This window comes from Occallatibacter sp. FHG110214_02 (assembly GCF_059115385.1).
The window spans coordinates 65,664-78,519 of record NZ_JBZYWK010000006.1; the positions used below are offsets into that span (position 1 = coordinate 65,664).

The 12,856-nt window shown below is 58.2% G+C and carries 14 protein-coding genes; 4 read left to right on the forward strand and 10 right to left on the reverse strand.

The features are described 5' to 3' along the window. Positions 1-5: 5 nt before the first annotated feature. A complete protein-coding gene (gene gatA / locus AC5S3R_RS07470; RefSeq protein ID WP_494266393.1) occupies positions 6-1,463 on the reverse strand; it encodes an Asp-tRNA(Asn)/Glu-tRNA(Gln) amidotransferase subunit GatA in 1,458 nt (485 codons plus the stop codon). A 42-nt stretch (positions 1,464-1,505) separates the two neighbouring features. Further along, entirely contained in the window at positions 1,506-1,817 is a 312-nt protein-coding gene (gene gatC / locus AC5S3R_RS07475) for an Asp-tRNA(Asn)/Glu-tRNA(Gln) amidotransferase subunit GatC (protein ID WP_494266394.1), read from the reverse strand. Positions 1,818-2,575: 758 nt separating this feature from the next. Here gatC and AC5S3R_RS07480 point away from each other — a divergent pair. Then, positions 2,576-3,112, forward strand: a complete 537-nt coding sequence (locus AC5S3R_RS07480) for a YceI family protein (RefSeq protein WP_494266395.1) — start codon at positions 2,576-2,578, stop codon at positions 3,110-3,112. Between the two features lie 123 nt (positions 3,113-3,235). Here AC5S3R_RS07480 and AC5S3R_RS07485 read toward each other — a convergent pair whose 3' ends face one another. Continuing rightward, positions 3,236-4,438, reverse strand: coding sequence for a ComEC/Rec2 family competence protein (locus AC5S3R_RS07485; protein ID WP_494266396.1), 1,203 nt, complete (start codon positions 4,436-4,438; stop codon positions 3,236-3,238). A 116-nt stretch (positions 4,439-4,554) separates the two neighbouring features. On the opposite strand from AC5S3R_RS07485, the gene serB reads away from it, so the two are divergent. Beyond that, positions 4,555-5,508, forward strand: coding sequence for a phosphoserine phosphatase SerB (gene serB / locus AC5S3R_RS07490; RefSeq protein WP_494266397.1), 954 nt, complete (start codon positions 4,555-4,557; stop codon positions 5,506-5,508). Between the two features lie 125 nt (positions 5,509-5,633). Beyond that, a complete protein-coding gene (locus tag AC5S3R_RS07495; protein WP_494266398.1) occupies positions 5,634-6,539 on the forward strand; it encodes a pirin family protein in 906 nt (301 codons plus the stop codon). Positions 6,540-6,601: 62 nt separating this feature from the next. Here AC5S3R_RS07495 and gluQRS read toward each other — a convergent pair whose 3' ends face one another. The 6 genes from gluQRS to AC5S3R_RS07525 form a co-directional block, all read right to left on the reverse strand. Beyond that, positions 6,602-7,513: a tRNA glutamyl-Q(34) synthetase GluQRS gene (gene gluQRS / locus AC5S3R_RS07500; protein WP_494266399.1), complete on the reverse strand. Its 912-nt coding sequence runs from the start codon at positions 7,511-7,513 to the stop codon at positions 6,602-6,604. A gap of 216 nt (positions 7,514-7,729) precedes the next feature. Further along, positions 7,730-8,230 (reverse strand): hypothetical protein, encoded by a 501-nt coding sequence (locus AC5S3R_RS07505; RefSeq protein WP_494266400.1) that lies wholly within the window; start codon positions 8,228-8,230, stop codon positions 7,730-7,732. Next, positions 8,227-8,793, reverse strand: coding sequence for a DUF4252 domain-containing protein (locus tag AC5S3R_RS07510; RefSeq protein ID WP_494266401.1), 567 nt, complete (start codon positions 8,791-8,793; stop codon positions 8,227-8,229). Before AC5S3R_RS07510 ends, AC5S3R_RS07505 begins: the two co-directional genes overlap by 4 nt. Before the next feature lie 7 nt (positions 8,794-8,800). Then, positions 8,801-9,124, reverse strand: a complete 324-nt coding sequence (locus AC5S3R_RS07515) for a hypothetical protein (RefSeq protein ID WP_494266402.1) — start codon at positions 9,122-9,124, stop codon at positions 8,801-8,803. A 54-nt stretch (positions 9,125-9,178) separates the two neighbouring features. Beyond that, on the reverse strand, positions 9,179-9,688 hold the full coding sequence (locus AC5S3R_RS07520; protein ID WP_494266403.1) for an RNA polymerase sigma factor: 510 nt from the start codon (positions 9,686-9,688) through the stop codon (positions 9,179-9,181). A 202-nt stretch (positions 9,689-9,890) separates the two neighbouring features. Continuing rightward, the gene (locus AC5S3R_RS07525) at positions 9,891-10,373 is read right to left on the reverse strand and encodes a DinB family protein (protein WP_494266404.1); all 483 of its coding nucleotides are present in this window, start codon (positions 10,371-10,373) and stop codon (positions 9,891-9,893) included. A 97-nt stretch (positions 10,374-10,470) separates the two neighbouring features. Here AC5S3R_RS07525 and AC5S3R_RS07530 point away from each other — a divergent pair, with 97 nt between their 5' ends. Continuing rightward, positions 10,471-11,445 (forward strand): helix-turn-helix transcriptional regulator, encoded by a 975-nt coding sequence (locus AC5S3R_RS07530; protein ID WP_494266405.1) that lies wholly within the window; start codon positions 10,471-10,473, stop codon positions 11,443-11,445. 10 nt (positions 11,446-11,455) lie between these two features. Here the strand turns inward: AC5S3R_RS07530 and AC5S3R_RS07535 are convergent, their stop codons facing one another. Then, positions 11,456-12,853 carry an APC family permease gene (locus AC5S3R_RS07535; protein WP_494266406.1) on the reverse strand — a complete coding sequence of 466 codons (1,398 nt, stop codon included), beginning with the start codon at positions 12,851-12,853 and terminating at the stop codon, positions 11,456-11,458. Positions 12,854-12,856 lie beyond the last annotated feature (3 nt).

Genomic DNA, 12,856 nt, shown 5'->3' on the forward strand with positions numbered 1-12,856 from the left:
AATTTTTACTTCTGCGCGGCTTCTACGGCGCGGGCTACGCGGAAGGCTGTGCTCTCCTGCAGGTGGCTGGCGAGGACTTGCATGCCAACCGGGAGGCCGGCGGAGGTTGTGCCGCAGGGGACGGTTACGCCGCAGATTCCGGCGAGGCTGGCCGTCACCGTGTAGATGTCGGCGAGGTACATGGCGAGCGGGTCGCCGGTTTTTTCGCCTAGCTTGAAGGGCGGGACGGGAGAAGTTGGCGTGACGATGGCGTCTACGTCGGCGAAGGCGCGGAGGAATTCTTCAGCGAGAAGGCGGCGGACCTGCTGGGCCTTGCCATAGTAGGCGTCGTAGTAACCGGCGCTGAGGGCGTAGGTGCCTAGCAGGATGCGGCGCTTGACTTCAGAGCCGAAGCCTTCATCGCGGGAGTGCTTGTACATGGACGCGAGGTTTTCGCTGGAAGGCGAGCGGTAGCCGTAGCGCACGCCGTCGAAGCGGGCGAGGTTGGCGCTGGCTTCTGCCGTGGCGACCAGATAGTAGGTCGGAATGGCGTACTTGGTATGCGGCAGGGAGATGGGCTTAACGGTTGCGCCAGCAGCTTTGAGATCTTCAATTCCCTTCTCTACGGCGGCGCGTACTTCGGGGTCGAGGCCTTCGCCGAAGTATTCGGCGGGAATGCCGATGCGCAGGCCGGATGCGCCTTTGTCGCTTTCGGCGGCGTAGTCGGGGACCGGAGTGGGAGAGCTGGTGGCGTCCTTGGGATCGTGTCCGGCGAGGACGCCGAGCAGCGTGGCCGCATCGCGGACGTTGGCTGCGAAGGGGCCGATGCGGTCGAGCGAGGAGGCGAAGGCGATAAGACCGTAGCGCGAGACGCGGCCCCACGTGGGCAGCACTCCCACGACGCCGCAGAAGCTGGCGGGCTGGCGAATGGAGCCGCCCGTGTCGGAACCGAGCGTGGCCACGGCAATATTAGCTGCAACCGCTGCAGCGGAACCGCCGGATGAGCCGCCGGGAACGCGGTCGGGAGCTACGGGGTTCTTAACCGGGCCGTAGGCGGAGTTTTCGTTGGAGGAGCCCATGGCAAACTCGTCACAGTTGACCTTGCCGAGCAGGATGGCTCCGGCTTCGTCAAGCTTTGTGACGGTGGTTGCGTCGTAGGGAGGCTCGTAACCCTTGAGAATTTTGGAACCAGCGGTGGCAGGGGCGCCTTTCATGACGATGGCGTCCTTGATGCCTACCGGGATTCCGGCGAGGATGGGCAAAGGATCGCCTTTGGCGGCCAGGGCGTCGATCTGTGCGGCTTTTTCGAGGGCGCGACCTTTTGCGAGGCTCAGGTAGACATTGAGCTCGGGGTTGATGGCGGCGATGCGGTTGAAATATGTTGCGGCGAGGTCGGCGGCCTTGGTGGTTCCTGAGGAGATTCCGTCCTTCAGCTCGGCGAGGGTTTTCGGCTTTTCTACAAAATTGGTGGCAGCAGTCGTCATTCCGTCTTTTCCTGTTCCCCTACGTCCGTGGTTTCTATGTCCCTAGCGCTCAATGACTTTGGGGACTTTGAAGAAGCGGCCATCCGATTCGGGGGCCTCGGGCATTACGGCGGCGCGGTTGAGCGAGGGCTCGATGACGTCATTGCGCAGCTCGGCTGCTCCGCCAGCGCCGGGAAGCTCGCTGATCTGGGCTAGCGGGGCCACTCCGGAGGTGTCGAGCTGATTGAGCTCGGCAATGTAATCCAGGATGGCGTTCAGGTCGGTGACCATGGAGGGGATTTCTTCCGGCGTTAGCTCCAGATGGGCCAGCTCGGCTACGCGCTCGACTTCTTCAACAGATACTTTGGCTGTCATTAGTTTCGGGTCCGAAGGTCAAGTATAGACGGTGGGGTGATACAGGGGACAAGGAAACGAGGGGACAAGGAGACTGGTGCTGCGGTCTGTCTTTTACGGTTCCCTTATGCGTCCGTGTGTATGCGCACAGCGGGGTGCTTTCCCATTTCTTTTGTTTTGTATGGGTTGTGGGTGATTGCACAGGGACTGTGCAGTTTCTTTATTCCGGAACTGTGCAAAAGGCCGGGGACAGGGTACGGGGTGCAGGGTACAGGGGATTGTGCTTGCTGTTGACGGCATGGAGTCTCCTTTCTTTTGGTGTAGCTAGTTAGCAGCGCTTCGCGCTTGGCGAACCAGTGGAAAACAGAACGGCCCGATTCCTTTGGAATCGGGCCGTTCTTCTTCTACTGATTCTATTGTGGCAGATTTCGCATAATTGAGCGCAAATCTGGAGAGGAATTTTGCTCAATGGAATCAATGCGTTAGGAAATATTTTCGGGTTTGGGGCTTGACAGGATTTTTCCACAGGACAGCGGGAGAGCTTGATGCGGGAAGAACTCTCGGTATGGGTATCCCCGGTCCCCAAATGCCAGGGACCGGGGGCACCCGATGCCCGGTGGCTACGCTCAGGATGACAACCTCTGGTTTTGTGGACGGGTTTGAATGGGAAATTGGCGCAATTTAGAAATTTTCTAAAATTTCAAAATAGTTGTTGCAACGACTATCAGTTTTCGTGCATCCTATCCTTCCGAAGCCACAAAAAAGGAGTTTCAAAACCTATGTCCACAACCACCTGGAATCTCGATCCCGCCCACTCCGCAGCTGAGTTCAAAGTTCGCCATCTCGCCATCTCCTGGATCAAGGGCAAGTTCACCGGCCTCTCCGGCGTGCTGACGCTACACGAAACCGACAACACCCTGCACGAAGTGGACGCGACCATCGACGTCACCACCATCGACACCGGCGCTGGCGACCGCGACAACCACCTCAAGAGCGCTGATTTCTTTGACGCGGCCCAGTTCCCGACGCTTACCTTCAAGTCCAGCAAGGTGGAACCGAAGGGCTCCGGCGAGTACTCGGTTACCGGTGACCTGACGCTGCATGGCGTTACCAAGCCCGTCACCTTTGCGGTGGAAGAGTTCTCCGAGCCAGCCAAGGACCCCTGGGGCAACCAGCGCATCGGCCTCCTTGCCAGCACCAAGATCAATCGCAAGGACTTTGGCTTGACCTGGAACGCGGCCCTGGAAACCGGTGGCGTGCTTGTGGGCGAAGACGTGACCATCACGCTCGACGTGCAGTTCGTCAAGGCCGCCTAAGGCATTGCATGCAGCCACTGTGCGCTTTGCGCGCCATCCGTGCAGTTGCTGGCTGTATTACCTCATCATGCCGCGCGGCAGAAAAAGTCGCGCGGCATTCGTGGTTTCTGAAACACTTTCCTCTTAGTCTCTGCACAGATAAGGCACACTGGCCAACGTCACTCGGCCATCTTCTGTCGTGCTATCCACTACGAAAATCCTGTAGCTGTTTCCATCCGCGGCCACACGCACCACTACATGGCCCTGCGTGCTGCGCATTTGCCGCAGCCAGCGCGAGTTGAGTTGCTTGTTCGCAGGCAGCATCTCCAGCGCGAATACGTCATGCAATTTTTCATTCGGCCACGCGCCGAGCATCCGCTCAAGCTGTGCCTGCGCCGGGTGTGTCATGTGCCAGGCGGGAATGACGTAGGCTTGCGCATCGAGCTGCTTTACAAACGCGCGACCACAGGCGTCGAAGTAGCCATGATGATCGGCCAGCGCTACTTCTACGCGGCCACAGGCTTCCACTACGGCTGACTCGACATCGAGCCACGGTTCGCGGCCATCGTGCGTGTCGGCATTCAAATCTCCGCCGGTGAAATAGGAGAACTTGCCCAAGCCAATGCGCAGCGCTATGGAGCAGTTGTTTTCTGCAGGGCGCTCCGCTGCTGGAACCGTGGTGAGGTCTGGAAATATGGAACGGCTCTCTGTTCCCTTGCCTGTCCATACGTGGCCATTTGCGGCTAAGACTCGCATGGAAAATGCTGGGGACTTGGATGGAGCTCGTAACTGAATCTGATTGCTCGAGCCAACTTCTGCGCGCTCTACGCGCTTGCCTGCACGCTGCCGCGAAGCCAGCCATGCAAGGTAATTTTCCACGAACGGAGCCTTTGCCGGCGGCAGCAAACCGTAGTCCGGATAGCTGCGGTCAATTACTCTCGCGATCGGCATCAGGGCATCTACCTGGCTTAAGCCTGTCGCTACAAATCCGTCCTGCCCTGGTGGTGCGCCAGCGGGAACGTCTCCGACATGGTCTGGATGCACGTGCGTGGCAATGGCGTAATCGAGGGTTGTTCGGCCTGCGGCGCGAGCCTGACGCAGCGCGTAACGGGAGACCCATTCGCCCGGCTGGCGCGTCGCGTTGGGACGCGGAGGAGCGGTCACATCCAAAGCCTCGTTGGAGGTGCCGCAGTCGATCAGCATGGTTGTACCGTCCGGCGCGAGCACGAAGGTTGCATTGCCGCGGCCCGTGTCGATGTGGTGAATATCCAGCGCACCCGGCGACCACGGCGGCAGTGGCTCTCCTTCAGCAACTATTGGCAGACTCAGCATCTCCACACTACTCATCGCAACGCATCCCAAGGCAAACACGCGTTTTGCAAAACTGCGCCGACTCAGCGTTCCTCTTCCCTCTTGCATCCCTTTTCTTCGCTCCCTACCTCTCCCCGTATAGTGGAATGAGCATGACAGCCGCAACCATTCCGCACGAAAATCATCCACTGCTTCTTATTCTCCTCGGTTCCGCTATCACTGCTCCGCAGCAGGAACGCGTTCGCGGCATTCTTGTTGCCCACGGTCTTGAAATTGCGAAGGCTGTGCAGTTGACTGCCAGCCTTGAACCTGTCTCCGAACCTTTTAACGCGGCTTTGGAATGGCATCTCGCGGGTACGCCTGCGGATGAGCATGCGCTGCGCGCGGAGTTGATGGCTGCCGCTACGGAGCTCTCCCTTGATATTGTGCTGCAGCGGGATACGCCGCATCGCAAGAGCCGCAGCCTGTTTGCCTTTGACATGGACTCGACGCTGATCCAGGGCGAGGTGATTGACGAGCTGGCCAAGCTGGCTGGGGTGGGTGAAGAGGTTTCCAAGATTACCGAAGCGGCGATGCGCGGCGAGCTTAACTTTGCCCAGAGCTTTACGCGGCGGGTGGGGCTGCTGAAGGGACTGCCCGCTGAGCGGGTTGACTCCCTGCTCAACAGTATTCCGCTCTCTCCGGGAGCGGAGCGGCTTTTTCGTATGCTGAAATCTCGCGGCTACCGAACGGTTATTCTCTCGGGCGGCTTTAACTTCTTTGCGAAGTCGCTGCAGGAGAAGTTGGGCGTTGACGAATTCCATGCCAACGAACTGGAAATTATCGACGGCAAGGTGACCGGAAACGTGATTCCGCCGATTATGACCGGCGTGCGCAAGGCCGAAATGTTGCAGATGATTGCGCAGCGCGAGAATATTCCGCTGGAACAGGCTGTGGCCGTAGGTGACGGGGCGAATGACCTGCCGATGATGGAGTTGGCCGGCATGGGCATTGCCTACCGCGCCAAGCCGGTTGTGCGGCAGAAGGCGGACCACTCGCTGGCGAATCTTGGGCTGGACGGGCTGCTGTATCTGATTGGCTTGAGAGACCATGAAGCTCAGGCATAAGACGCATCCTTAAGGGCTTTTCTGCCGTGAGGATGGGGTTGATGTCGTTTGTGAATAAATAGTCGTTGCAACGAATTTCTCTTACGTGCATCCAATTCCATGTACGCAAAAAAGGAGGTCCAGTTATGTCCCTGCGCGCTGTGAAAGAAATTATCGAATCAAAACCTACCCTTGAGGGAGCAGGCGTTAAGCTTCGCCGCGCTTTTGGCTTTGGCAAGACCAAGGAGTTCGATCCTTTCCTGATGCTGGACGACTTTCGCAATGAGAATCCGAGCGACTATATGGCTGGATTTCCGTGGCATCCGCATCGCGGCATTGAGACGATTACTTATGTTCTTTCGGGCGGGGTGACGCATCAGGACAGCCTTGGCAACAAGGGCTATCTTGGCGCGGGCGACATTCAGTGGATGACGGCGGGGTCGGGCATTTTGCACCAGGAGATGCCGGAAGGAGATGTGCGGGGGCGCTCGGCGGGCTTTCAGCTATGGGCGAACTTGCCTTCGAGCCTGAAGATGACCGACCCGCGGTATCAGGACATTCCTTCGACTGCTATTCCTGAAGTTACCGAGGATGATGGCACGAGCGCGCGAATTATCTGCGGCACCTTCTGGGGCAGGACTGGGCCGGTGGAGGGCGTGGCGGCTGAGCCGCGTTATCTGGATATCTCGGTGCCGCCGAACAGGACGCGGCGCATTCAAGTGGAAGTTGAGCGCAATGCTTTCGCTTATGTCTTTGCGGGATCGGGAACCTTTCGCGATGCGAGCGATCCGCAGGCAGTGTTGACGGAATCTGCCAGCGATCCTAATGCTGCGCCTGTTTATGATGCGAAGAATCATTCGCTTGTGCTCTTTGACCGTGGCGATGAGATTGTGGTGCGCTCCGGTGCGGAAGGCATTCGGTTTTTGCTTATCTCCGGCAAGCCGCTTGAAGAGCCGGTGGCGTGGTATGGGCCTATCGTTATGAATACGCAGTCTGAGTTGCAGCAGGCAATGAATGAGCTGCAGCGCGGGACGTTTATCAAGCATAAGTAACGCGCATGGAAAAGCGGACAGCCTTGAGATTGGGCTTGCCGCTTTTTTTGTGAGATTCGCGGCTATTCCATTGGGACATTCGCTGCGAGCACTTTCAGCGGAGTTAGTCCTTTTTTGCGCAGCTCGCGGAGGCTCAGGGCGTCGTGACGCTTGGCAAGGCGCTTGCCATTGTGGTCGAGCACCAGGCGGCAGTGGTACCACTTGGGAGGCTCGATGCCCAGGGCGCGGTAGAGCAGGATTTGCCGCGCTGTGGACTTCAGCAAGTCGGCTCCGCGCACAACTTCGGTAATGTCCATGGCTGCGTCGTCGGCTACGCAGGCCAACTGGTAACTGGGCATGCCGTCGCGCCGCCACACTACGAAGTCGCCAAAGTCTACGCCGGCTATGTAGCGCTGCGGGCCGAGGTTTTCGTCGTGAAACTCGATCGCTTCGCCGTCTGGCACGCGGAAACGCCAGTTCACGCCGTCGGGGACTTCCATCATCTCCGCGGTTGGTCCCGGTAACTGCCGCACAAATCCCTGGTTCACGCGGCAGGTTCCGGGATACAGAGGCTCATCGTCTGTGTCGCCGCCATTTTCGTGCGGAGCGCCCAATGCTGCTTCCAAGTCTTTTCGCGAGCATGAGCAGGGAAACAAGAAGCCGCCTCTCAAGAGCCTGCGCCATGCTTCGAGATAAATTGCGCGGCGCTTGCTTTGCAGATAGGGCGCATAGGGGCCGCCTTTGTCGGGACCTTCCTGCCAGCGAATGCCCAGCCAGCGCAGGTCCTCGTACGCGGCCTCGGCATACGCATTTTTGCTGCGCTGCGTGTCGAGATCTTCCATGCGCATGACCAGCGTTCCGCCTGCATCGCGCGCACGCTGGTACGCGGTGAAGAAGGTTCGCGCATGGCCCAGATGCAAATAGCCCGTGGGAGAAGGCGCAAGCCGCCCCCGGTATACGGAAACCGCTTCCCCTGAACTCGACGAGCTATCCATGTACGCCGATTGTAGCTGCTGCGGAGAATTGCGAAAATTGGCAGGGCTGATACATTGCCGTGCCGGGGAGTGGTTAATGAATCGGATTTCAAGACCAGCACGGCCGTATTGAGAAGAAGCCCAGGGCTAAAGCCCCTTGCATTGGAGCCTGCATTCAGGCGCCTGAAGGCCCCTGCTCCCTCCGGAAAATCAAAATTATGATTCGTCGGATGATGCTTAATCCGAATCCGCGTTGTTGCCTTCATGATGGTGCGTGTATTTGCCCAGTTCGCTATCGACATGCGATGGGTCTACGGAAACCTGCACTACGTCCAGTTCCCCGCCGTCCTTATCGATAACAAACAATCCCATGCGCGAGCCTTCATCGCGCATGAATACCAGCGTCTGCTCGTGTCCAGCCTTAGATGTTTCCCGCACTACGCGGCTCCAGCCTTCGCCTATCCGGTCTTCTACGAGCCGGTCCAGTTCCTGCCCATCCACATCGGCGTGGAAGTCCTCGAACTCCGCTACATGCAGATTGGCTGCCGCGCCATGGCTCGCTCTGCGGGCGATAAAACTTATCAACCCCATCATGGGAATCTTGGTTGCGTGCACGTTGTACCGATACTCAATTGCGCCAACCACGCCGTCAAAGCCGCGCTCACTGCTGTTCGCAAGCACCGCTACTGGAACAGCTAACGCCATTGCCGCTATAGGAACCCAGACCAAGCCTCTCATTCGCTGCCTCCTTTGCCATGCCTGCTTTTTTCAACGCCACTCAACGCGCCACCCAGTCCGCCAATGCCATGCAGCTTGCTCAGGTCTTCCATCTTGATTGGGCCGAGAATCATGACAATCGTCAGCTCTTTCGGCTCCGAAGTAAAAACAAACAGACCGTGCGGCTCGCCGTTCACCATCTTCATCAGCACATCGGTCGTTTCACGGGACTTGGTCTCGCGCTCATGCACCATTGGCAGCCACTCGCCTGTTCCGCCAAGGTAATAGCTGCGCAACTGCGCCACCTTCTCCGGAGTTACTTCGCCCTCGTGATCGAACTCGTATTCACGCACGTAAATTCCATCGAGGTTCTGAATTAACTGCTTTGCTTCCTGGTCGTCTTTATCGTTCTTATCCATGAACTTTGCCGCAAAGCCCAGCATGCTTTTGTTCAACGTGACTTCCGTTACATCCGAAGCTTTTGCTGCCAGCTCCTTCTCAAGTGGCGACGGAGCCGGCAACTGCTGCGCTCCTGCGACCGCTGCCGTTAATCCCAAAATCAAACCTGCGATGATCTTCTTCATTCCGTTTTTACTCCCCGTCCTTGTCGTGTTCCGCTAATCGCGTCTGCACTGCGTCCAGCGCCTTGCCTGTAATTCGTAGCGCCGTCATTACCTGCCGCCGCGCCTCTTCTCCCTTGCGCTTGTCGTCTTCGTGTCTCCACTGCCAGCCTGCAGCTCCGGCCAACACTGCGGCAATTGCCAAGGAAGCTGCCAGCTTCATCCACATCTGCGAGTACTCGTGCTTCTTTGCCGCGGCTCGACGCGCCTTCTCCGCCAGAATTCTCTGCTTCAGGCCCGGAGGCGCTGGCCGACGCGCCAGCAGTTCGCATAGTTCCTGTTCAAACTTGTCCATCGCTCTACTCCCGCTCCTTGCTTTGCATCCCGGTCTGACGCCGGTTCTTTTCCATCAGCGAATAAACTCCCGCAGCGTTCCTTCGGCCCTGGCTCGCAGCAGCTTCAATCCGCGCTGCAACTGGCTTTTGACCGTAGCCACCGGCATCTCCATTGCTTCGGCTATTTCCTGCGGCGTCATGTCTTCCTGGTAACGCAACAGGATTGCCGCTCTCTGCGCTTCCGGTAATGCTGTCAACAACCCTTCCAAGCGCGAACCCAATCTTGATGCTGCAGTATTCGCGCTGTTTTCCGCGCTTACGTCATGCGCCGGTTCCATCTCTACCCAAAGGTCCAAGCCGCGAACCTTTCGACGACGCATCGCATCCGTGGACCTGCTCATGGTTACGCGCCGCAGCCAGAAGCAGGCATGCTCTGCAGACTCTATCCGCCCGAGATTGCGGTCCAACTCGAGGAACACGTCCTGGGCAATCTCCTCGGCCAGCCCGCGGTCGCCCGTCATCCGCAAGGCCAGCGAAAAGACCATCGATTGGTGCTCCTCTATCAGTTGTTCAAAATCAGGCATCCACTGGCCGGTCATCTCGTCCGCTTCTACTTTCTAATCCGCACATAATTACGCTGGAGGATGCAGGAAAGTACGCAGCCGAAAAGAAAAAGTTCGGGAAGAAAGCTGAGGCAAAGAATTCTCATCGATATGCTCCCTGAAAAAAGAACGGCTGCCGCCTGAGAGAACTCCGCAGACGGCAGCCGTTGATTGAGGTTGTCTGCTAGTCGCGCTCCCAGAAGTGCGGCGGCTCAATACCCAGCGCGCGCAGGTAGACGTAGCCCTGCCCGCGGTGGTGAATCTCGTTGTCAATTGCGTATTCGATTGTCTTGATTCCCGCCCCTTCCCACATGCCAAAGGCCTTCTCGACCTCGCTGAAGCGCTCGGCTGGAATCTGCGGGAATTTCTTCTGCAGCTCTTCTGTCTGCTCGTCCCACAGCTTCAGCAACTCGTCTTTCGTTGTTGGCTTTGTGCCTTGAAACCTTTCCCACTTGCCGGTCGCCACGCCATCCACAATCGGAAGCGCCATGCCAATGAACTCCCAGATCATGTCCGCAAACGGGCGCATGCCGCCTATGGAAAAGCTGAAGAGCTTGTCCTCAGGGAACGCCTCAATTACGCGCCGCGTTAGACACCTGTGTCCCTGCCAGTGCTTCAACAGCTCATCTGCCGTGAGCACGCTTACTTCGGTTATTGCAGTCGCCATTTCCATCCTCCTGATTGCCCTTTTTCGGGCTCAGAGGCAGATTAGGCGGGATTCCCGACAGGATCTGTCGTAAATTCGAGGCAGGATTGAATTTTCTATGTATGACCCGATTATGCGCGTGCTGACGGTGCTTGAGATTCTGCAGGCGCGCGACCATGTTTCCGGCTCGGAGCTGGCAGGCCGATTGGAAGTGGACCTGCGCACGGTGCAGCGCTACATTGTGCGGCTCAAGGATTTGAACATCCCGATTGATTCCACGCCGGGGGTTGGCGGGGCTTACCGGCTGCGGCCTGGTTACCGGCTGCCGCCGCTGCTGCTTACGAATGAGGAGGCCTTTGCGCTTTCGCTTGGGTTGCGGGCGCTGCGGCAGATTGGCTTGTCGGCTTTTGCGCCTGATACAGAGAGCGCGCTGGCCAAGCTGCGACGCGTGCTGCCGGATTCGCTGCGCGAGAGCATTCGCACAGTAGAGGATGTGGTGGCGATTGAGCCGGGGCCGTGGGTTGTCTCCACGTCGGTTGAGCACTTGATACGCGCTGCTTCCGCTATCCGGACCAGCAAGCGGATTCGCTTTGGGTATCAAGCACACAGCGGTGCTGTTACGCGCAGGCACATTGAGCCCTATGCCGTGATGCATACGGACGGGCGGTGGTATCTAATTGGCCATTGCCTGACGCGCAAGGCGTTGCGGACTTTTCGGCTGGACCGCATCTCTGACCTTGAAGTTACGGCTGTTGGGTTTCAGCGACCTGCCACCTTTGACGCGCGCAGCCACATGCAGAAGAGCATGCCGTTTATTCAATCGGATTATCAGATTGATATCTGGATTGACATGCCGATTGAAGAAGCTGGGCAACACTTTTCTACACCGTGGCGCGTGGCTACGGAAGCGGAAGGAAGCGGCACGCGCATTCGTTGTGGGCGCGATCATCTCGACATGTTTGCCGCGATGCTGCTTACGCTGGGCCGCAAGATTGTTATTCACAGTCCGCCAGAACTGCGGGAGACATTTCGTGAGCTGGCGAAGCGGGCGATACAGGCGGCTGATGAGGCATTGCCTGCAGAGGATATATAAAAACGCAGTCTTATGCGTCCAGATTGCCGGGGAACGCATTTGCGCTGCTGCCTGGCATTCGCTTGCGCTGCGAGATTTTTGCGAGGAAATAAATTGGCAAGCCAAGCAGTGCAATTGTCATGGCAAATGCGAAGGCGGAGACTCCTGCGACTGTTTCGGTTCGCGAGACATAGAGCGCGTAGATGGTAAGCGCTACGGGGCCGATGCCGAGAACAATCGGCACCCAGTCCGGGCCGGGGATGCGGAATGGGCGCGGCAGCAGAGGCTCTTTGCGGCGAAGGATGACGAGAGCGAGGAATTCGAGAATCATCGACAGGCCCCATAACACCAGGTCCACAGTTATCAGCCGCTCAAAGGTGAAGCCGAGCGCGAGCGCCCAACACAGACCGCAGGCAAGCACTGCTACCCACGGCGAGCCGTTCCGCAGCCTGCGCGTGAATGCTTTTGGAAGAAAACCGTCTTCAGCCAGTGCGTGAGGCAAGCGTGTATAGGACATGGTGAGATTGCTGAAGGTGCCGAAGTCATCGACGACACCTGCTAGAACCACAGCCGTTGCCAGCGCTGGGCCGCCCAGCGTGCGAGCCGCATCTACCCATGCGCCGGTGGAAAAGTTGGAGGATGGGATTCCTGCCCATGCGACTGCCGCAATCGGAATGGCGTAGGTAATCATGATGAGCACAACTGCCGTTAGCACCATGCGCGGATAGTTGCGCTGTGGGTTATCCACCTCGTTGGCGACAGTGGTTGCGTTGTCCCAACCCATGTAGTTCCACATTGCCACCAGCACCGCGGTTGAAAAATCCGCGTTTGCGGGATGCGCCATCGACGCATGGCCGCCGAATAGTCCCTGCTTGCCGAGAAATCCTACATAGACGGCAAGGCCCACCATTACGATGTACGGCGAGATGGAGATGAGCCACAGCTTTACCGAACCCTCGCCCACGGCTGCGGCTCCGCATAGGTTCCAGGTGACTGCCGCTGCCACAACCGCAAGCTCAAGCAGCAGGCCGCGATGCCCTGTGGTCAGCGATGGCGCGAGCCGACCGAGGTAGAGCACAAATGTGGTGGGGTAAATTGCCATGTCGAAGACTGACGAAGCGAGCGAAAGCCACGCTTCCTGAAAGCCCCAGAATGGGCCCATTGCACGACGCACCCATGCGTAGAAACCGCCTTCTGCCGGCACGGCGGAGGCGAGTTCTCCCAGCATCAGGGCAGTTGGGAAGCTCCAGAAAAAGGGAAGGAGAAAGAGCAGAAGAAGAGCGCGGCCATAGCCGCCGTAGCCGATGATGTCCTCAATGTCATACGGCCCGCCCGACACCATGAAGTAGGTGGCGGCAAGCAGGGACAGCAGACGAAGCTTACGCATGCCGGGGGCGCGTTGGCTGGTGGGCAATTTCTCTTCGCTCATCCT